This window comes from Marinobacter sp. (genome assembly GCF_041984545.1).
Classification (GTDB): Bacteria; Pseudomonadota; Gammaproteobacteria; order Pseudomonadales; family Oleiphilaceae; genus Marinobacter.
On sequence record NZ_JBHIXV010000001.1, the window covers coordinates 152,111 to 172,343 of the forward strand.

Annotated in this window: 16 protein-coding genes and 2 tRNA genes; 8 read left to right on the forward strand and 10 right to left on the reverse strand. The window is 58.4% G+C overall.

The window, feature by feature from the left end; all coding sequences use genetic code 11:
• Positions 1-141 precede the first annotated feature (141 nt).
• Entirely contained in the window at positions 142-1,017 is an 876-nt protein-coding gene (locus ACFC20_RS00740) for an NAD(P)-dependent oxidoreductase (RefSeq protein ID WP_375191345.1), read from the forward strand.
• Positions 1,018-1,165: 148 nt separating this feature from the next.
• On the opposite strand, the gene topA is transcribed toward ACFC20_RS00740, so the two are convergent.
• The 3 genes from topA to fadB form a co-directional block, all read right to left on the reverse strand.
• Positions 1,166-3,802: a type I DNA topoisomerase gene (topA, locus tag ACFC20_RS00745; protein ID WP_375191346.1), complete on the reverse strand. Its 2,637-nt coding sequence runs from the start codon at positions 3,800-3,802 to the stop codon at positions 1,166-1,168.
• A gap of 261 nt (positions 3,803-4,063) precedes the next feature.
• A complete protein-coding gene (fadA, locus tag ACFC20_RS00750) occupies positions 4,064-5,239 on the reverse strand; it encodes an acetyl-CoA C-acyltransferase FadA (protein WP_091984945.1) in 1,176 nt (391 codons plus the stop codon).
• Positions 5,240-5,271: 32 nt separating this feature from the next.
• Positions 5,272-7,419, reverse strand: coding sequence for a fatty acid oxidation complex subunit alpha FadB (gene fadB, locus ACFC20_RS00755; RefSeq protein WP_091984942.1), 2,148 nt, complete (start codon positions 7,417-7,419; stop codon positions 5,272-5,274).
• A gap of 428 nt (positions 7,420-7,847) precedes the next feature.
• Here fadB and ACFC20_RS00760 point away from each other — a divergent pair, with 428 nt between their 5' ends.
• Both ACFC20_RS00760 and ACFC20_RS00765 read left to right on the forward strand, forming a co-directional pair.
• Complete coding sequence (locus ACFC20_RS00760; protein WP_375191347.1) at positions 7,848-8,666, forward strand: hypothetical protein; 819 nt, start codon at positions 7,848-7,850, stop codon at positions 8,664-8,666.
• A 169-nt stretch (positions 8,667-8,835) separates the two neighbouring features.
• Positions 8,836-9,267: a universal stress protein gene (locus tag ACFC20_RS00765; protein WP_091984937.1), complete on the forward strand. Its 432-nt coding sequence runs from the start codon at positions 8,836-8,838 to the stop codon at positions 9,265-9,267.
• Between the two features lie 68 nt (positions 9,268-9,335).
• Here ACFC20_RS00765 and ACFC20_RS00770 read toward each other — a convergent pair whose 3' ends face one another.
• From ACFC20_RS00770 to ACFC20_RS00795, 6 genes are all read right to left on the reverse strand, one after another.
• Positions 9,336-10,004, reverse strand: coding sequence for a hypothetical protein (locus tag ACFC20_RS00770; protein WP_375191348.1), 669 nt, complete (start codon positions 10,002-10,004; stop codon positions 9,336-9,338).
• On the reverse strand, positions 10,001-11,953 hold the full coding sequence (locus ACFC20_RS00775) for an ATP-binding cassette domain-containing protein (protein WP_375191349.1): 1,953 nt from the start codon (positions 11,951-11,953) through the stop codon (positions 10,001-10,003). The genes ACFC20_RS00770 and ACFC20_RS00775 overlap by 4 nt, the downstream gene beginning before the upstream one ends.
• Positions 11,954-11,961: 8 nt before the next feature.
• Positions 11,962-12,756, reverse strand: coding sequence for an MOSC domain-containing protein (locus ACFC20_RS00780; protein WP_375191350.1), 795 nt, complete (start codon positions 12,754-12,756; stop codon positions 11,962-11,964).
• A 138-nt stretch (positions 12,757-12,894) separates the two neighbouring features.
• Positions 12,895-12,970: transfer RNA gene (locus tag ACFC20_RS00785), tRNA-Gly, on the reverse strand.
• A 58-nt stretch (positions 12,971-13,028) separates the two neighbouring features.
• On the reverse strand, positions 13,029-13,745 hold the full coding sequence (locus ACFC20_RS00790; RefSeq protein ID WP_375191351.1) for a murein L,D-transpeptidase catalytic domain family protein: 717 nt from the start codon (positions 13,743-13,745) through the stop codon (positions 13,029-13,031).
• A 180-nt stretch (positions 13,746-13,925) separates the two neighbouring features.
• On the reverse strand, positions 13,926-14,528 hold the full coding sequence (locus ACFC20_RS00795) for a DUF924 family protein (protein ID WP_375191352.1): 603 nt from the start codon (positions 14,526-14,528) through the stop codon (positions 13,926-13,928).
• A 109-nt stretch (positions 14,529-14,637) separates the two neighbouring features.
• Here ACFC20_RS00795 and ACFC20_RS00800 point away from each other — a divergent pair, with 109 nt between their 5' ends.
• The 3 genes from ACFC20_RS00800 to ACFC20_RS00810 all read left to right on the forward strand — a co-directional run bounded on the left by ACFC20_RS00800 (position 14,638) and on the right by ACFC20_RS00810 (position 16,154).
• On the forward strand, positions 14,638-15,012 hold the full coding sequence (locus ACFC20_RS00800; protein ID WP_375191353.1) for a sirohydrochlorin chelatase: 375 nt from the start codon (positions 14,638-14,640) through the stop codon (positions 15,010-15,012).
• A gap of 52 nt (positions 15,013-15,064) precedes the next feature.
• Positions 15,065-15,982, forward strand: coding sequence for a TIGR01777 family oxidoreductase (locus tag ACFC20_RS00805; protein ID WP_375191354.1), 918 nt, complete (start codon positions 15,065-15,067; stop codon positions 15,980-15,982).
• Between the two features lie 96 nt (positions 15,983-16,078).
• Positions 16,079-16,154, forward strand: a tRNA-Glu gene (locus ACFC20_RS00810).
• Between the two features lie 41 nt (positions 16,155-16,195).
• On the opposite strand, the gene ccoM is transcribed toward ACFC20_RS00810, so the two are convergent.
• A complete protein-coding gene (gene ccoM, locus ACFC20_RS00815; protein WP_375191355.1) occupies positions 16,196-16,351 on the reverse strand; it encodes a cytochrome c oxidase subunit CcoM in 156 nt (51 codons plus the stop codon).
• A 239-nt stretch (positions 16,352-16,590) separates the two neighbouring features.
• Here ccoM and ACFC20_RS00820 point away from each other — a divergent pair, with 239 nt between their 5' ends.
• Both ACFC20_RS00820 and ACFC20_RS00825 read left to right on the forward strand, forming a co-directional pair.
• On the forward strand, positions 16,591-19,002 hold the full coding sequence (locus tag ACFC20_RS00820) for an EAL domain-containing protein (protein WP_375191356.1): 2,412 nt from the start codon (positions 16,591-16,593) through the stop codon (positions 19,000-19,002).
• 36 nt (positions 19,003-19,038) lie between these two features.
• A complete protein-coding gene (locus ACFC20_RS00825; protein WP_375191357.1) occupies positions 19,039-20,232 on the forward strand; it encodes an acetate/propionate family kinase in 1,194 nt (397 codons plus the stop codon).
• Position 20,233: the final 1 nt, after the last annotated feature.

Sequence of the window (20,233 nt, forward strand, 5' to 3'; positions counted from 1 at the left end):
GGCCTTTTCTTTTTTCGGCGCCTGATCATCAATCGAAAAAGCACGAGCGCCGGATCTGCGGTATGCTCTTGCCTGTTTCCTGTTATACGATCCTGTTCACAACCAATCATAATCAGCAACTTACAGCAGGCGGAGATCACTATGACAACGACAGTATCCTTCATTGGCCTGGGCGTTATGGGCTACCCGATGGCAGGCCACCTGGCGAAGGCGGGCTACCAGGTGCGCGTATGGAACCGCACCGCCTCAAAGGCCGAGCAATGGGCCAGCGAATACCAGGGTACGGCCTGCAAAACTATCGCCGAGGCCGTTCAGGGTGCGGAATTTGTCATGACCTGCGTGGGCGCAGACAAGGATCTGGTCGAAGTCTTCCAGGGCGACGACGGCATTATTGCCAAGGCCCCTGAGGGCGCCATTCTCGTTGACCACACCACAGCCTCCGCTGGTATCGCCGAGTGCCTCTCTGCGGCGGCCGCGGAACGAAACCAGGCCTTCATCGATGCTCCGGTGTCGGGTGGCCAGCAAGGCGCCGAGAACGGCAAGCTCACCGTCATGTGCGGCGGACCCGAGTCGGCTTTTGCCAAGGCCTGCCCGGTGATGGACAACTATGGCCGGGCCGTCACCCTGATGGGCCCCGTGGGTAGCGGACAGAAAACCAAGATGGTGAACCAGATTGCCATTGCCGGCCTGGTTCAGGGGCTGTCAGAGGCCCTGCACTTCGCCGAACAGGCAGGTATGGACGTTGAGAAAGTGGTGGAAGTGATTTCCAAGGGCGCTGCCCAGTCCTGGCAGATGGAAAACCGTTCGGGAACCATGATTGCCGGCGAGTTCAATCACGGCTTTGCGGTGGACTGGATGCGCAAGGATCTCGGTTTTTGCCTCGACGAGGCCCGGAAGATCAATGCCTCGCTGCCGGTGACGGCCCTCGTGGACCAGTTTTACGCGGACGTGCAGTCCATGGGTGGGAATCGATGGGATACGTCGTCGCTGATACAGCGGCTGCGGAAGTTTCGCTAGGAGAGAATGGTGGTAACGCCCCCCTCTCCCCAACCCCTCTCCCGCCAGGGGAGAGGGGCTACTGCGGAACTTGAAACCTGAACCTTAGAGCACCCCTCTCCCCTCCGCGGGAGAGGGGCCGGGGGAGAGGGGGAATTAAGGAGTCGCGCTACTTCTCTTTCGGCTGCCATTTCCCGTTCACATACCACGCCGACCAGCCTGTCGCTTTGCCGTCCTTCTCCGACATCACGTACTGTTCCTTGGTCTTGCGGCTGTAACGGATCACCGTGGGATTGCCTTCCGGATCCCGCTCCGGGGCATCCATCAGGTAATCGTATTTCGGGTCGATTTCCTTGCGATGGGGTTTGATCTCCAGCACCAGGGGCGGACGGGTCTCACGGTTCTTGGGAAACTTGCTGGCCGCCAGGAACAGCCCTGAGGCGCCATCCCGGAGCACGTAGGTGTCGTCCACCTTCTGGCACTGCAGCTCCGGCATGGGCACCGGATCCATCTTGGGCGGCGCAGGTTCACCGTTTTTCAGCAGCTTACGGGTGTTCTTGCACTCGGCGTTGGTACAGCCGAAGTACTTGCCGAAACGGCCGGTTTTCAACTGCATCTCGGAACCGCATTTGTCGCATTCCAGTGTGGGGCCGTCGTAGCCCTTGATCCGGAAGGTGCCCTTCTCCACTTCATAACCGGAACAGTCCGGGTTGTTACCACAGACATGAAGCTTGCGGGTCTCGTCCACCAGGTAGCTGTCCATGGCCGTACCGCACTTGGGGCAGCGACGTTTCTTCCGCAATAGCCGGGTCTCGCCCTCGCCTTCCACGTCGTCGTCGGCACTGACCACCTCGTCACCGGACACCAGGTTGATGGTGGTCTTGCAGCGTTCTTTCGGCGGCAGCGAATAGCCGGAACAGCCCAGGAACACGCCTGTGCTGGCCACCCGAATCTGCATGTTTCGGCTACAGGTAGGACACGGAATATCGGTTTCCGTGGGGGTATTGGCGCGCATCCCCCCTTCTTCCGGACTCTCCGCCTTCTCCAGCTGCTGTCGGAAACGGCCGTAAAAGTCGTTCAGCACCTTTTTCCAGTCAACGTCGCCCTCGGCGATCTCATCGAGCTCGTCTTCCATCCTCGCCGTGAAATCGAAATCCATCAGGTTCGGGAAAGACTCCGACAGACGCTCGGTAACTATCTCGCCCATCTTCTCGGCGTAGAACCGGCGATTCTGCAAACGAACGTAGCCACGGTCCTGAATGGTGGAAATGATCGAGGCGTAGGTGGAGGGCCGACCAATACCCTGCTTCTCGAGCTCCTTGACCAGGCTGGCCTCGGTATAACGGGGCGCCGGTTTGGTGAAGTGCTGACTTGGGTCCAGCTTCTTCAGGTCGAGAACCTCGCCCACCTGGATATCAGGCAGCGCGACATCCTCGTCTTTCTTGGCGGCCTGGGGAGCGGCCTTCAGGAAGCCTTCGAACTTGATGATCCGACCCCGGGTACGCAGCTCGTAGTCGCCATTGGCCACCACAATGGAGGTGCTCAGAAATTCCGCATCGGACATCTGGCAGGCAATGAACTGGCGCCAGATCAGGTCGTAGAGCTTCTCTGCATCCTTTTCCAGCCCGGTAATATCGGAGGGCCGACGACTCACCTCCGTGGGCCGGATGGCCTCGTGGGCCTCCTGGGCGCCTTCCTTGCTGCCGTAGACACGGGGCTTCTCGGGCAGGTAACGATCGCCAAACTGTTTCTGGATAAAGCTCCGACAACTGGCCACCGCGTCCTGACTCAGGTTGGTGGAGTCGGTACGCATGTAGGTTATAAAACCCGCCTCATAGAGCCGCTGTGCCAGCATCATGGTCTTCTTCACACTGAAGCCCATGCGGTTGCTGGCCGCCTGCTGCAGGGTTGAAGTAATGAAGGGCGCTGACGGGCGCGAGCGGGTGGGCTTGTCCTCACGCTTGGCCACCTTGAAAGCGCCGGCCTTGAGGCGATTAACGTGTTCGGTGCTTTGCTGTTCGTTGACCGGGCGGTAGGCTTTGTCGCCGTGGCGGGTTACCTCGAAGCGAACCGGCTGGTCGGCTTTGCCGGACAGCAAATCAGCGTGCAACTGCCAGAACTCTTCCGGTACAAACTTGCGGATTTCCCGCTCACGCTCGACGATCAGACGCACGGCCACGGACTGTACCCGGCCAGCAGAGAGCCCGCGAGCAATCTTGGCCCACAGCAGCGGCGATACCATATAGCCAACAACCCGGTCCAGGAATCGGCGGGCCTGCTGGGCGTTCACCCGGTTGTTGTCGAGATTGCCGGGGTCCTTGAAGGCTTCCTGAATGGCACGCTTGGTGATCTCGTTGAACACCACACGTCGGTATTTGTCTGGCTCGCCACCAATGGTTTGCTGAAGGTGCCAGGCAATGGCCTCCCCTTCCCGGTCCAAATCCGTTGCCAGATAGATGTGATCTGCCGACTTGGCCAGACGCTTGAGTTCGCTGACCACCTTTTCCTTGCCGGGCAGAATTTCGTAACGGGCGCTCCAGTCCCGGTCGGGATCTACCCCCATACGGGCAACCAGCTGCTCCCGCGCCTTACGCTTCTTGTGCGCGGCCTTCTCTTCGGGACTCATCTTACGGGTGGCGGCTGCCTGCTTTGCCCGCTCCTTGGGGTCAGACTGGCTGCCGCTCCCGCTCACCGGCAGGTCACGGATGTGGCCAACACTGGACTTAACTATGTAATCGGAGCCCAGGTATTTGTTGATGGTCTTCGCTTTCGCTGGCGACTCGACAATAACGAGACTTTTACCCATATCGGAGATCTGTATCCTTGGCGATCATTCGGTTGTTTTCTGACCAGAACCGTAAACTCGCATAAAAATCAGGCAACTGGAAACCACAGAGGCTGCCATTCTGTATAGGCTCACTGTTTTACAGGGTCAAGATAGGCAAGACAACCCATTCTTTGTTAATGGCCCGCCTTTTTCTGCGGCCGGTCGCATTTTCCAGAGCCATAAACAACAAGGCCCGGCATACGCCGGGCCTTGCATTCGCTTGCAGATCAGCAGGGCCGATCAGAGGCGTTCCCACACGGTGGCAATGCCCTGGCCAAGGCCGATACACATGGTGGAGACACCAAGCTTACCGCCTTTGGCCTGCATCACGTTCAGCAGGGTTGTGGAAATCCGGGCGCCGGAACAGCCCAGCGGATGGCCCAGGGCAATCGCACCGCCGTTCAGGTTTACCTTCTCTTCCATAACGCCCAGCAGCTTCAGGTCCTTCAGAACCGGCAGCGACTGGCCTGCGAAGGCTTCGTTCAGTTCCCAAAAGTCGATGTCTTCGACTTTCAGGCCTGCACGCTTGAGCGCCTTCTTGGTGGCCGGCACCGGACCGTAGCCCATGATCGCGGGATCACAGCCGGCAACCGCCATGCTGCGGATCTTTGCAATCGGCTTCAGGCCCAAGGCTTCGGCACGCTCGGCGGACATCAGCACCATGGCTGCAGCGCCGTCGGTCAGCTGCGAGGAGGTACCCGCGGTAACCGTGCCGTTTTTCGGATCAAACGCCGGACGCAGCTGGGACAGCGACTCAGCGGTGGTTTCCGGGCGAATGGTCTCGTCCTCTTCGATCAGCTTCACAAAGCCGTTCTCGTCGTGACCTTCGATCGGCACGATTTCGTTCTTGAAGCGACCTTCAACGGTCGCTTCATGTGCCAGGCGGTGGGACCGGGCACCGAACTCGTCCTGCTGCTCACGGGTAATACCGTGCATCTTGGCCAGCATTTCCGCGGTCAGGCCCATCATGTTGGAAGCCTTGGCGGAGTACTTGGACGCAGCCGGGTTGTGGTCGAAGCCTTCGGTCATGGGCACATGACCCATGTGCTCGACACCACCCACGAAGAATACGTCGCCGTTGCCGGTCATGATGGCCTGGGCAGCGGTATGGATCGCGCTCATGGCGGAACCGCACAGACGGTTGACGGTCTGGGCTGCAGACTCGTGAGGGATACGGGTCAGCAGGGAAATCTGCCGGGCCACGTTAAAGCCCTGCTCCTTGGTCTGGTTCACACAGCCCCAGATCACATCTTCCACTTCTTTCGGGTCGAGCTTCGGGTTGCGCTCAAACAGTGCTTCAATCAGCGCGGCCGACAGGGTCTCGGCGCGTACGTTGCGGAAACAGCCGTTTTTGGCACGACCCATCGGAGTCCGCACGCAATCGACGACGACAACGTCTCTCGGATTAAGGCTCATAGATCTTTCTCCGTTCGGAAATCTCGTAAGGGTTAGCCAAAGAACTTCTTGCCAGTCTTGGCCATTTCACGCAGCTTCTCGGTCGGTGCGTACAGAGGACCAAGATCTGCATACTTGTCTGCCAGTTCGACGAACTTGTCGACGCCCATGTCATCGATGTAGCGCAGAGCACCACCACGGAACGGAGGGAAACCGATACCGTAGATCAGGCCCATGTCTGCATCGGCCGGATCTTCAACAATGTTGTCTTCCAGGCAGCGAACGGTTTCCAGGCACAGCGGGATCATCATACGGGCGATAATCTCGTCTTCTTCGAAGTCCTTCTTGCCGTTCACCACAGGCTCGATGAGCTTGTAGGTTTCTTCGTCGACAACCTTCTTGGGCTTGCCCTTCTTGTCTTCTTCGTACTTGTAGAAGCCTTTGTCGTTCTTCTGACCGTAGCGCTTGTTCTCGAACATCACGTCAATGGCAGACTTGAAGTCGGCCTTCATGCGCTCGGGGAAGCCGTCGGCCATCACCTCATTGGCGTGCTTGGCGGTGTCCATGCCAACCACGTCCAGCAGGTAGGCAGGACCCATGGGCCAGCCGAACTTTTCCATGACCTTGTCGATCTTCTGGAAATCGGCACCATCGCGTACCAGTGCTGCAAAACCGCCGAAGTACGGGAACAGAACACGGTTAACCAGGAAGCCCGGGCAGTCGTTGACCACGATCGGGGTCTTGCCCATGGCCTTGGCGTAGGCAACGGTAGTAGCAATGGCGCGATCGCTGGTCTTCTCGCCACGGATAACCTCAACCAGGGGCATCATGTGCACCGGGTTAAAGAAGTGCATGCCGCAGAAGTTCTCCGGACGCTTCAGGTTCTTGGCCAGAAGGTTGATGGAGATGGTGGAGGTGTTGGAGGTCAGGATGGTGTCCTCACGAACCGCATCTTCGGTTTCGCGCAGTACCGCGTCCTTCACCTTCGGGTTTTCAACAACAGCTTCAACCACCAGATCGACGTTCTTGAAGTCGCCGTAGTTCAGGGTCGGCGTGATGTTGTTGAGCACGTCACCCATTTGGCCAGCGTCCATCTTGCCCTTGGCAACACGCTTGGACAGCAGCTTCTTGGCCTCATTCAGGCCCAGCTTGATGCCGTCCTGATTGATGTCCTTCATGATGATCGGGGTGCCTTTCAGTGCAGACTGGAAGGCCACACCACCGCCCATGATGCCGGCGCCGAGAACAGCCGCCAGGTTCACGTCAGAGGCTTCCTTACCCCAGGCACTGGCTTTCTTCTTGAGGGCCTGGTCGTTCAGGAACAGACCAACCAGACAGGCAGCCACGTTGGTCTTGGCCATCTTGGCGAAGCCCTTGGCCTCTACTTCCAGGGCCTTGTCGCGGGTCATGCCAGCATGCTTCTGCATGGTCTTGATGGCTTCCACCGGCGCCGGGTAGTTCTTGCCAGCCTTGCCGGCCACGAACGCCTTGGAAATCTCGAACGCCATCATGCTTTCCATGGCGTTGAGCTTGATCTTGCCTTTCTTCTCTTCGCGACGCGCCTGGTAGTCCAGCTTGCCGTCGTTGCACTGATTGATGATGGCAACAGCAGACTCAACCAGTTTGGCGTTCTCAACCACTGCATCCACGGCGCCGGTCTTGAGGGCCGCGTCGGCACGGTTTTCAGCACCGCCGGAGATCCACTCAACCGCGTTGTCCACACCCACCAGGCGCGACAGACGCACGGTACCGCCGAAGCCCGGGAAGATACCCAGCTTCACTTCCGGCAGACCAACCTTGGCCTTGGGCGCCATAACACGGTAGTCCGTGGCCAGGCACATCTCGAAACCGCCGCCCAGGGCAATGCCGTTGATTGCGGTTACGGTCGGGAACGGCAGATCTTCAATGGCATTGAAGACTTCGTTGGCGCGCAGGTTGTTGGCAACGAGGTCTTCCTCGGAACCGGCAAACAGCTCGGTGAACTCGGTGATATCGGCACCGACAATGAAGCTGTCCTTGGAGCTGGTGACGACCAGACCCTTCAGATTCTTCTGGGCTTTGAGCGCTTCAGCCGCTGCGCCCAGCTCTTCGATGGTGAGACGGTTGAACTTGTTGACTGACTCGCCCTGCAAGTCGAAGTTCAACTGTGCGATCCCGCCTTCGATCTCTTTAACCGTGATGGCTTTACCTTCGTAAATCATCAACTGATCTCCAGTCTGTGTTTGGAACTGCTGACAACCGGCGCCAATACCTTTGAGCCGGCTGCTTGTGCAGCGAGATTTCGGTCACTGCCCGATCATTCGATCCAAAATTCATACAGTCGTTTGAATCGTGAGGGCACACGATGAAAAAAAACAGCGCGTTTGTCAATTTGTTTCTTTCGGAAGGGCTGCAAAAGTCCCCGAAAAACCAGGGGCAGCCGAAGAATCTGATGCGGATTTGTTATATTTCAGGGCACTGCGGGCCAGTGCTGAGAGAAAACCGGAACTTCATCACGCAAATTTAATAGTTCTTTACATTTGCCTGATCCGGCGGCGCCAAAACTGCTTGATTGGCTGTCGGAGTTACTTTACCTTCGACCTACGACTTTGGTCCACAATAATAAAACCGTATTACGGAGCCCCATCCGATGAAAGACGCTTACCTGCGGGTCCGATCGCTGATCACCGCACTCGTTTTGCTGGTAGTGACATCCATGAGCGCCCAGGCCCAGGAAGGTGCCGACGGATTCCTCTCCAACCTGCACAGTTTCCGCGTCAGCAATTACATGGCGCTGGACGCCTACTATCGATTCAGCGGCACCGGTGACACCGACACCCTCAACGAAATCGTCCAGGGCATAAACGCGGCCAACGACGCCATGAACTATCTCACGGGCAGCGACTCCACCGCGCTGTCTGACGAGGAACTGAGTTCCCTGAACCAGGAATTCGACAAGTTCAAGAATCTCATGCGCGACAACATCAACGATGTCCGCAATCGGGGCTACCCGGATCTCCGCCTGGTATCCGACATGGCCAACCAGGCCCTTACCATGAACGAAAAGGCCACCGAGCTTTACCGCATTGCCCAGGAAAGCTCCCAGACCGAGACCAGCCCGCGGGTTGAGGCAGCGCGCTCCGCCGCGGTCAAAATGGCCCAGATGATGGCAAAGTACTCGGTGCGTACGAACTCTTCTGTGGCGCAGACGTTCCAGGGCTCTGATCTCGAGGTGCCGCTGGATGAACAGGCCCGAGAGCTCGACAAACTCCTGGCGTCCGTTGCCCAGGGCGAGAGCTCACCGGAGCTCAAGGCCACCCTCGACGACATCACCTCCAAGTGGCAGTTCATCCGGGGTTCATATATCAACTACAACGAAAACAACGTTGGCTTCGTGATCGACAGGTACTCGAAAGGCATCCTCGAGGGACTGGCCACCACAATCCAGCTGCTGAAGGGCAACGCCTGACCCTTTCTGATCCATCCTATGGCCCGCCTCTGCAGCGGCGGGCCAACCCCCTCATCGCAACTGCCTTTTCACCGGATTATTGATGCCTGTCAGGTCGGTGCCCGGCTTTTCTGATTAGAGTTAAGGTACTATCCTCAAGACAAAAGCCCGTGTACGAAGGAGCGATACGATGTCTGCCTACAAGAAAATGCTTGTTGCCATTGATCTTACAGAAGAAGCCCCACAGGTTCTCGACAAGGCCAAGGCCGTCTGCGAGGCCCATGGTGCTGACCTGATGCTGGTACACGTGGTTGAACCTGTTGGCTACGCCTACGGCGGCGATATCCCGATGGACCTGACCGAACTGCAGGACCAGCTTGACAAGGCCGCGCGGGAGCAACTGAGCGCCTATGGCGACCAGTACGGCGTTGCGAAGGAAAATCAGGTGGTGACTGTGGGGCGCCCCGAATCGGAAATCCATCGGTTGGCCAAAGAGCAGGAGGTTGATCTGGTGATTGTCGGCAGCCATGGGAGAAAAGGCTTCCAGTTGCTGCTGGGATCGACCGCAAATGGAGTGTTGCACGGCACCGAATGCGATGTGCTTGCGGTGCGCATTCACTGATAGCCTGGCCAGTCTGTAGCATCAGCCCGGGAGTCCCTCACCCCGGGCTGCCACCTCGCTGAGCTGGCTCAGCTACCCTCTCCCTTCATTTTGGCTTCCAGCTTTCGCAGCTGGCTCTCCAGGGAAAAACTGACGCTCGAGGCCATGGAGAAGAAATTCAGCAATGCCTTGAGGTTGCTGTCCCCCTTGCAGACCGAATGAATTCGCTGCCAGAGCGCCTGGTTTACCAGCTGTAGCCTCTGATTACGCTCCACAAGCCCCTTCAGTTCCCAGTCGGGCGTCTGGTGGTTGCGCTTGGCAAAATACTGCTGGAGCAGATAATGGGACACACTGCGCATGATGAACTCATCGCTGCTGGCAAACGGCAGGTGGTGGACGGCCATGGGCTTGAGCTCCGACAGCACAGGGCATCCGCTGGTGGCCATCTTGAGACCGAGCAGCGAGCGGAGCGCCTCCTCGAGGGACGTTTCCTTGGCATAGCTGCGCCGGTCATCGGTGACTTTCACGGCCACCTTCTGATAGGCGTCCTCGGCCTGGAATGCTTCCACCACCGGAAGAATTTCAGTGGCCGCGGGACAATGCGGTGATTCCGATGCCTTGAGCGGACAATTGCTGCACTGACAGTGCTCCAGCCGGGTCCACGCCGGCAGGCTGCCGGTCCGGGTGGAAGGCTGATCGGTGACCTTGAATTCGACGGCGCGGCCGTCGTTAAAACTGAAACTGTAATTCACGTTCATTGGTTTGCCTGTTCTTCCAGCTCCATCCACCGCTCGATGACCTTCTCCAGACGGCTCTCCGTTTCCGTCAACTGCTCCAGAGTGGCCGAGACTTCATTCGGCGGGCCTGAATAAAAATCTGGTGATGATATTGTCTGCTGCAGGCTGGCGACTTCCTGCTCAAGGGCCTCAATCTGGCCCGGCAGCTGCTCCAGTTCCAGCTTCAGTTTATAACTGAGTTTGGCTGGCCGGGCCTTGCTTTCCTTAACGGAACCACCGGCGGCCTTATCGGATGCTCCACCCTGTTGATTGGCATGGACTTTCTCCGCCCTGGGCGCCTTGTCCTGCTTGTCAGGTCGGTTGCCACCCGCTTCCGAGGGAAACCTGCCGCCCTGTCGACGCCAGTCAGTATAGCCACCAACAAACTCCCGGACCCGACCGGAGCCGTCCAGGAAGATGGTTTCGGTGACTACATTATCAAGAAATTCCCGGTCGTGGCTGATCACGATCACGGTTCCGGATAATTCCGCGAGCTGCTCTTCAAGCAACTCAAGAGTTTCTACGTCGAGATCGTTGGTCGGCTCATCAAGCACCAGAATATTGGCAGGTTTACTGAACAGCTTGGCAAGCAGGAGCCTTGCCCGTTCCCCGCCCGAGAACACCCGAACCGGCGAACGTGCCCGCTCAGGCGTGAACAGGAATTCCTGGAGATAGCCCAGCACGTGTTTGCTCTGGCCATTGATATCGATGTATTCCCGCCCTTCCGAGAGGTTATCAAGGGCGTTCCGGTCAAGATCCAACTCACCCCGGAGCTGGTCGAAATAGGCTACCTGCAGATTGGTACCCAGGCGCACCGAGCCCTCAGTGGGTTTCAGCCCTCCCAGCAGGAGCCGAACCAGGGTGGTTTTGCCAGTGCCGTTCTCTCCGACCAGGCCAATCTTGTCGCCACGCAGAATGGTGAGATTCATGTCGCGGATCACCGGAGTTCCATCCGGATAATGGAAGCCGGCGTCCCGGGTCTCCACCACCAGCTTTCCGGAGCGGGCTGCCTCTTCTACTGCGAAACTGGCGGTACCGCCCCGGTTGCGGCGCTGCCGATGTTCCTCGCGCATGGCCTTGAGTGCTCGCACGCGCCCCATGTTGCGAGTCCGCCGGGCCTTGATACCCTGTCGAATCCAGGCCTCTTCCTGCTTCAGACGCTTGTCGAACAGCGCATTTTGACGCTCCTCTTCCTCCAGGGCCTTCTCCTTGAGATCAAGGTAGCGATCGTAAGTGGCAGCGAAGCTCACCAGTTTACCCCGGTCCAGCTCTACAATGCGTGTGGCCATACTGCGGATAAAGGCCCGGTCGTGGCTGACAAACAACATGGCACCCCGAAACTGCCCGAGAGCCTCCTCAAGCCACGCGATGGCAGGCACATCCAGATGGTTCGTGGGCTCATCCAGCAACAGGATATCGGGATCGGCAACCAGCGCCCGGGCCAGCAGGACCCGTCGCTGCCAGCCGCCGGACAGAGTGTTCAGCCTTCGGTCAGCGTCTACACCGTACTGGCCCAGGATGGTGGTCACCTTCTGATCCAGGCGCCAGCCATCCAGGGCTTCCAGACGCTCCTGCACTTTCATCAGTCGATCGAGTCCGGCTTCGTCTGCCTGCTGTGACAGCTGATGGAACTCGGCTAGCAGCTCGCCGGTCTCCGGAAACGCCCCTGCGACAACTTCATAGGCAGTTCTGGAATCATTGGTCGGCAGATTCTGAGGCAACACCGCCAGAACGGCACCGTCCTCCAGCCGCACGACTCCGCCATCGGGCACCACGTCGCCGCTGACAATCTTAAGCAGGGTGGATTTACCCTCACCGTTACGCCCGAGCAGACAGACCCGCTCGCCTGCCTCAATGACCAGCGAGGCGTCGTCCAGCAGTGGATGCATTCCATAGGCCAGCGACACAGCATCCAGAGTTAAGAGTGGCACGTTTGTTTCTACTCCGATCGTTTGACAGTGACGGGATCGCCCACGCGAATCCTGCCCGTCGATTCGTGAATGGCATTCTGCCCGAAGATGACTCCATCGGCGGTTCGGCGATAGCGAGAGAGTGTTCGAAGAGGCTGAACCGCAGGGTCTCTGATCCCTGACTCCGGGTCCACCGTGGTAACCACGCAACGGGAACAGGGCTTAACAATACTGAAAACCTGCTCAGCAATGATCAACGCCTGCCAGCCGTCCTCGTCCCACGGCTGCGTCCCTTCGATCACAATGTTAGGACGGAACCGGCGCATTTCCACCGGAGTATCCAGCCGGCCATTCAGCTCATCCAGGGACGATGTACTGGTTATCAGAAACGGAAAACCATCGGCAAAACCGACGCGGCGATACGCCTCAACACGACCCGCGTCCACGCGTCGGAAACTGCTGTCCGGCATGAACACAAAGCGCACCGGTTTGCCGCAGAACCGGCTCAGGGCTTCATTGGCCTGCGGTTCGCCAATCACTGCTTTGACCCAGTCCCGCCAGACCAGAACGCGCAATTCTTCCGCTGTTTGCACCAGGGGATGTGCGCCCTCTCCGGGAATCTCCACCCTTACCTGCCCGTTCTCCAGCGACGTTGTGATCCGGGCCAGCTCCGGGTGCTCACGCTGGGTGACAAACCGCCGATCCTCATCGACGATCATCCAGCGCCTGTCGTGCTCGGGGCCGAAATCGTCCATTGCAAACGCAGGGACTTCGACGCCCGAGAGGGCTTTGACCGGGTAAACGAAGAGCGAGTGAACCTTCATGGCAGGCGGACCTCCACCGGGCGAATGAAACGGGATACTCCGGACGGAGAGTATACCCGACCGACGCTTCGGTAACCGAGTTCGAGGGGTCCAGAAACGAAAAAACCCGGGCCTTTTCAGGACCGGGTTCTGGAATTCTGGAGCGGGAAACGAGATTCGAACTCGCGACCCCAACCTTGGCAAGGTTGTGCTCTACCAACTGAGCTATTCCCGCAATGCTGATCGGCTGTTACCGACAACGGAGGCGTATTCTACGGATCCAGTCGAAGCCGTCAACCACTTTTTTTCAGGTTTTTTCCTGCCAGTGTCCGGTTGTCACACTTGAGGAAACCGGAACTGTGGAGCCACTGCTGGTCGGGGAAGTATTTGAACACCAACTGCCCTCCTTTCAGGTTGTCGACAACCTTGCGGATAACCTGATTGTCCACAGCGGGGCATCCATGGCTGCGACCAATGCGGCCGTACTTGTTGATCCAGTCTTCATTCACGTAGTCGGCACCGTGAATAACAATGGCACGCTGCCGGGCAAGATCGTTGATACCGGGCTCGAGGCCATCCAGACGCAGCGAGTAACCGTGCTTCCCGTAGTAGCTCTCGCTGGCACGGAACAACCCGATGCTCGATTGATGACTGCCTTCCACGTTGGAAAACTCGGTTGACTCCAGGTTGCCAGAATTCTTGCCATGGGCCACGAGGTCCCGGAGCAGTAGTTTTCCGGTTTTCAGGTCAAAAATCCAAAGTCGCTCCTCCGTTGAGGGCAGCGAGAAGTCAATCACCGCCAGCCGGTCTGGCATGTCCACACCATTGGAAACCGCGCAGCGGGAGGCACTGAAGGCTGTTTTCAGAACCTGTTTATCGATCTTTGGTGCGGATTGCCCCATCCGGGCCAGTAACTGTTCGTCGAGAGAAGCCGAAAATGCCGACGCTGACCAGATGAGCCCCAGGTACAGAGCCACCGTTGCCGGCACGAAACGCCGAATGTTTTTCATCAACTGTCCTCGATAAGATGCGCACGGGGACGGTAGCGAAGCCTACCGCCTTTCCGAAATTCAGTGTCGCGCATTTTATCAGGCAAAATTGCCAACGCCTTCCGAATGTACGATTTTTATACAAAAATTTAACGGAAACGCCGTACTCGGGCGCACCCGGCCCAGGGCATCCGGATGCCTTTACTGCCCAAAGCTCCGACCACCGTCGAGATAGTCCAGTTCATCCGGTGTCGAGGTCCGGGATAGGGCACGGTTCCTGTGGGGAAAGCGTCCATATCGCGCGATGATGTCCCGGTGATCCCGGGCGGACTGCAAAAAACTGCCCATGAAGTCAGCAACCAGGCCCTGTGTGGATCGGGCGAGTTGCTCGTAACATTCCACCGAGTCATCCTGATCTTCCAGGCGTTCGGAATGCTGCAAGGGCATGTACAGGAAGGCTCTCTGGACCGGAGGCAGCATCATGTCCTGCCCCTTCTGCATGGCCTGGCGGCAGAGTTTGCGTGCCTGGCGATCCTGATCGAACGCCATGGCAGCACCCCGGAAAATATTGCGTGAGAACTGATCAAGCAGAATGATTTCCGCCAGCACGCCGCCGGCCTCCTTGCGCCAATGATCAAGACCCTGCTCCGATGCGAACAGCACCATGGACAGGAAGCGGCGCCGGATTTCCTGATCAAACCGGCGATCCGAGCGAAACCACCGGTTGCGGTGTTCCGCATCCGGCAAGCCGTTCTCATCCAGTTCACCGAACCAGAAATCCAGAATCTCTTTCCAATCGAACATTCTGCGTCACCCTGTTAATTTAGGAACATCACTCCGTGACTCGGCCGGGGGCGAAATGTACGACCGCTCCCGCCAAACTGACTACCACACGTGAACCCCGGGAGAGGTAATGAACAGCCCCTGCATCATTCTGTTGGCCCATGGAAGCAGTGACAAGCGTTGGTGTGAGACCTTCGAGAAACTCGCGGAACCGACACTGAACTCAATCGACAATGCCCACATCGCCTATATGGAACTTGCCGAGCCTTCCATGGATACCGTTATTGGAGAGGCCGTTGGCCGGGGCAACAAAGACGTGGTCATCGTACCACTGTTCCTGGCGGCCGGCCGCCACCTGCGCAAAGACGTTCCGGCCATGATCGCCGAGCTGGAGAAAACCCACGGAGCCCGGATACGACTGGCACCGCCGATCGGGGAAAACCCGCTCCTGGGCGAAGCCATCCGGGACGTTGTTATGCTTCAATTAGAGCAGGCGCCCGCCTGAGAGGCGGTGTCGCTGAGCGTCGGTCGTTGAACAGGCAGAGGGAGGACCCACCATGGCAAAACGGATACTTGTCACAGGCGGCACTGGCTTCATAGGCCAGGCCCTGTGCCGGCAGCTACACGAACGGAAATACGAACTGACGATCTTCAGCCGACAGCCTCCGGAGTCGGTCAAGGCCTGTTGCGGGCGAGTCGAGGCGGTGGGCAACCTGGAGCAACTCCGGGGCCACTCCGGATTCGATGCCGTCATTAACCTTGCCGGAGAGGGCATTGCCGACAAGCGATGGTCCAGCTCGCGCAAACAGGCCCTTAGGGACAGCCGCATAGGCGTCACCGAGACCCTCGTTGAGGTGATACGAAGCTGGGAAAAGCAGCCGGATGTGCTGGTGTCCGGTTCCGCCGTTGGCTTCTACGGTGATCAGGGCGCTGAAACGGTTACCGAGGACACACCGCCCCACGATGAGTTTACCCACCGACTGTGCCGGGATTGGGAGGCAGCGGCCGGGCCACTGGAGCAGGATGGCGTACGGGTATGTTTTTCACGGACCGGTGTGGTCGCCGGCCCGGGCGGCGGATTCCTCGAGCGGATGCTACCGCCGTTTCGGCTGGGCCTGGGCGGACGTCTTGGCAACGGCCAACAGTATATGCCCTGGGTTCATCGGGAAGACGTGGTGGGGGCTCTGGTATGGATGCTCGAAAACCCGGAGGCCGCAGGCGCCTATAACGTGGTCAGCCCCAACCCGGTGACGAATGCGGAATTCACGCGAACACTCGGAAAGGTGCTCGGTCGCCCAACCATCTTTCCGATGCCTGCGCCCGTGCTCAAGCTCGCCCTTGGCGAAATGGCAACGCTGCTGCTGACCGGTCAGAAAGCCCTGCCGGCGCGACTGACGGATGGCGGTTATCCATTCAGATATCCGGACCTCTCGCAGGCGCTGGAGAATGCCACCGCCCCTGGCAAGGGTCGATAACAGGGCGCAGCTTTTTTCACAAAAATCGTTGACACCGTCGGGGGGCTTTCTTAATATACGCGCCACCTCGACGAGGCAAGGTGTTGAAAACGTTGCGTCCCCTTCGTCTAGTGGCCTAGGACTCCGCCCTTTCACGGCGGCAACAGGGGTTCGAACCCCCTAGGGGACGCCAATTTTTCCCACCCATCCTTCCTGAAACGAAATTCCCGAATACTAAGCTGGCTTTTTGCCCTGCCCGTCTTTCCTGGGTGATCTCTGAGGCCCATGCTCCTTCTGATCCTTCATCACGAAGATGCCGACCCCTACGAAAAATCCGACGATCAGAAGCACTGTCACAATACCTGAAATAACCACAGCATCCATATACATGGCGCGTCTCCTTTCCTGAGTGAACTTGACTAAACTCAGGTTACGCCGGGCCCCTCCCCGGGGTATTGATCCAGGTCAAACAGGGGCCCCCGCTCCCGATACGCACAAATACTGAACAGCACCACATTTCTCTCGATTTTTCCTGCATTTGCAAGGCATTTGAAAGAAACTGCTGCTATAGTCGGGAAAACGGAATCCGTCCGATCCCCGAACCCGTCCAGGTGGCTGAATTTAACGACATGCAAAAACTGTCGACGCGTCTGCAACGTTTTCGCACAGGGTCTCCCCTGTCCTTCCGGCTCCTGGCCTGGATTCTCCTGTTCAGCTCGGCGTTCACCCTTATTGCCTCCGCACTCCAGATTTATTCCGATTACCGTAAAGACCTCTCCCAGATCAACAACCGCATGGAAGTGGTAGAAGCCGGCTATTCATCCAGCCTGGCCCGAAGCCTCTGGGCTCTCGACCAGAAACTGCTTCAAACGCAGATGGAAGGCATTCTGAGCCTTCCGGACGTGGTACACCTGCGGCTGCGTATCGAGCCGGATTCCGAGCTTGTGATGGGTGATATCCCGAGAGATGCGGCGACCACGTCCCACAGTTTCAGCCTGGTGCACCAGGGCGATGAAATGTTCAAACTGGGAGAGCTCACGGTAACCGCCGATCTCGAGCGGGTATACGACGACCTCAAACGCAAGGTTGGCGTGATTTTGCTCACGCAATTCCTCAAAACGTTCTTTGTCTCCATCCTGATCATCTGGATTTTTCAGCATTTTGTTGCCCGACATCTCACCACCATGGCCAATTACGCCCGGGATTTCTCGCTCGAGTCCGGTTCCCGGCCGCTGGTGCTGGATCGGCCAAACACCCCCGGTAACCGCAATGACGAGCTTGGGCGGGTGACGGAGGCCATCAACCAGATGCGGGAACGCCTCAATGCGGACATGGAGCGCCAACAGAAAGACGCCGCAGAAATCCGGAAATTCTCCAAGGCCATTGAGCAAAGCCCCTCGTCGGTACTCATCTGCGATCGGCAGTGGCGGGTCGAGTTTGCCAACCAGAAATTCACCCAGCTGACCGGATACGAGGCCAGCTCCATCATTGGCAAACACCCGGGTGCGCTAGGCGACAACGACATCGAAAATCGCGAGAACCGCCACCTCTGGCAGTCCATCCGGTTGCAGGTCCAGCGAGTGGGCGTCTGGCAGGGGGAAGTGAACAGCGTACGACGCAACGGAGAGCGTTTCTGGGAGCAGCTCATCGTCACCCCCATCAAGGATGAGAGCGGCTCCACCACCGGCTATCTCATCCTTGGTGAGGACATCAGCATCCGCAAGCGCTACGAACAGCAGCTGCTACGCCAGGCCAACTATGACATCCTGACGGGCCTGCCCAACCGGATGCTGGCACTGGACCGGCTGAAGCTCGCTCTGGCCCAGGCACGGCGTGAAAACTCGCTGGTGGGCGTGATGTTCCTGGACCTGGACAACTTCAAGCACATCAACGACACACTGGGACACGATGCCGGTGACAACCTGCTGATCGAAGCGGCAAGGCGTATTTCAAGCTGCCTGCGGGGCACCAGCACAGTTGCACGACTGGGTGGCGATGAATTTCTCGTGATTCTACCGGGACTGACCGGCCCGGATGCCTCTTCCCAGGTGGCGGAGCGTATCCTGAAAACCTTCACACCGCCCTACATCCTGAACGGCCAGGAAGTTTTCGTCACGACCAGCATCGGTATTGCCATCTTCCCGACGGATTCCGACAACAGCGGCACCCTGCTCCAGCATGCCGATGCCGCCATGTACCAGGCCAAGCACATGGGCAAGAGCTCCTTCGCTCATTTCGCTCCGGAAATGACCGAGGTATCCCACGAGCGTCTGAAGATGGAATCGAGCATGCGCCGGGCCCTGGAGCTCAAGGAGTTCGAGCTCTACTTCCAGCCCATCGTTGACACGGATTCCGGTACCCTGGTCTCAGCCGAAGCTCTGCTGCGCTGGAACAATCCCTCCATGGGCATGGTCATGCCTGATCGCTTCATTCCTCTTGCCGAGGAAACCGGGTTGATCACGCCCATCGGGGAATGGGTGCTGGAGGAATCCTGTCGGGCCGCGGTTGCCTGGAAGCACGCAACGGGCCGGGACATCGGTATCTCGGTGAACGTGTCTCCCCGCCAGTTTCGGGACCCGGGATTCACCGATGCCGTGATGCGGGCACTGTCTGCCAGCGGTCTTGCCCCGGACCAGCTCGAACTGGAAATCACCGAGCGTCTGATTCTGGACAATTCCATTGAAACCGCCGAGATTCTTCGCCAGCTCGACAAGGCCGGGATTCGGCTATCGGTGGACGATTTCGGCACGGGCTACTCGGCACTCAGCTATCTCAAGAGCTATCCCTTTGATACGTTGAAAATCGACAAATCCTTTGTTCAGGATGTGATGAAGGAGCCAGAAGATGCCTCGCTGGTACGCGCCATCATTAACATGGCCCACAGCCTGGGTTTACGGGTGATCGCCGAAGGCGTGGAAGAGGAGTCGCAAACCCATTTCCTCAAGAAGGAAGGCTGCGACTTTTCCCAGGGCTATTTCTACAGCCGGCCACTGCCGGCCCCGGAGTTTGAAGCCTGGCTCTCCACAAATCACCGGGTGTAAACCGTCACATTCCCCAATCGCCGGACGTGTTTTGCCATGGAAGATACCGTACTTGTCGTCAACTGCGGCAGCTCATCGCTGAAGCTCGCTCTATTCGATAACCGCTTGCAGAAACGGGCCTCCGCCCTCGCCGAGCGCCTTGGCCAAGACGATGCCTTCGCCCGCCTTGGACACGAGGACACCCCGCTCACGCTGCCACCGGGAGCCAGTCACAACCAGGCCCTCGAATCAATGGTGGAGGTTTTTCGTGAGCGAGGGCTGATGAACTCTGCCCCCATCGCTATTGGCCACCGGGTGGTTCATGGTGGCGAAACCTTCCGGGAGGCCGCACTGATTAATGACAGCGTCATCGACGCTATCGAGAATTGTGCGGCGCTGGCCCCTTTGCACAATCCGGTCAACCTCTCCGGAATCCGGGCCACTCTGTCGCAGTTTCCAGACGTACCGCAGACCGCAGTCTTTGATACCGCCTTTCATCAAACGCTTCCCAAACGAGCCTACCTGTATGCGGTTCCTGAGGCCTGGTACCAGGACTGGGGCGTACGACGCTACGGCTTCCACGGGACCAGCCACGCCTACATCGCCCTTGAAGCCGCCCGCTTGCTGGGCAAAACACCGGCCACAACGTCCATCATCTCCGCCCATCTCGGCAACGGCTGCAGCGTTACCGCGATTCGGGACGGAATCAGTGTCGACACCAGCATGGGCCTCACCCCTCTCGAGGGCCTGGTCATGGGTACGCGAAGTGGCGATGTCGATCCCGGTCTCTTCGACTTCCTGGCCAGCAAAGGCATGGCCGCCGATGAGGTACATCGAAGCCTGAATCAGCGAGGTGGCCTGTTGGGGCTCTCGGGACAGACCAACGACATGCGCACCCTGTGCGAGCTGGCCGACCACGGCCACGAGCCATCCAGGAATGCCATTGATGTGTTCTGCTTCCGGCTGGCCCGCTACATCGGCGCCATGATGGCCTCGCTGAAGGAACTTGATGGCCTGGTGTTCACCGGCGGCATCGGCGAAAACAGTGCCCGTATCCGGCAGCAGACCATCGACAACCTGAACATCTTCGGATACGCGCTGAACGCCGACCTGAATGACCATCACGGAGAATACAGCGATGGCCGGATAGAAAGCGCCGACTCCCGTTATCCGGTGCTGGTCATTCCGACCAATGAAGAGCTGATGATTGCTCGCGAGGCCCTGCAGCTCTCCGATAACGCACCAATGTAAC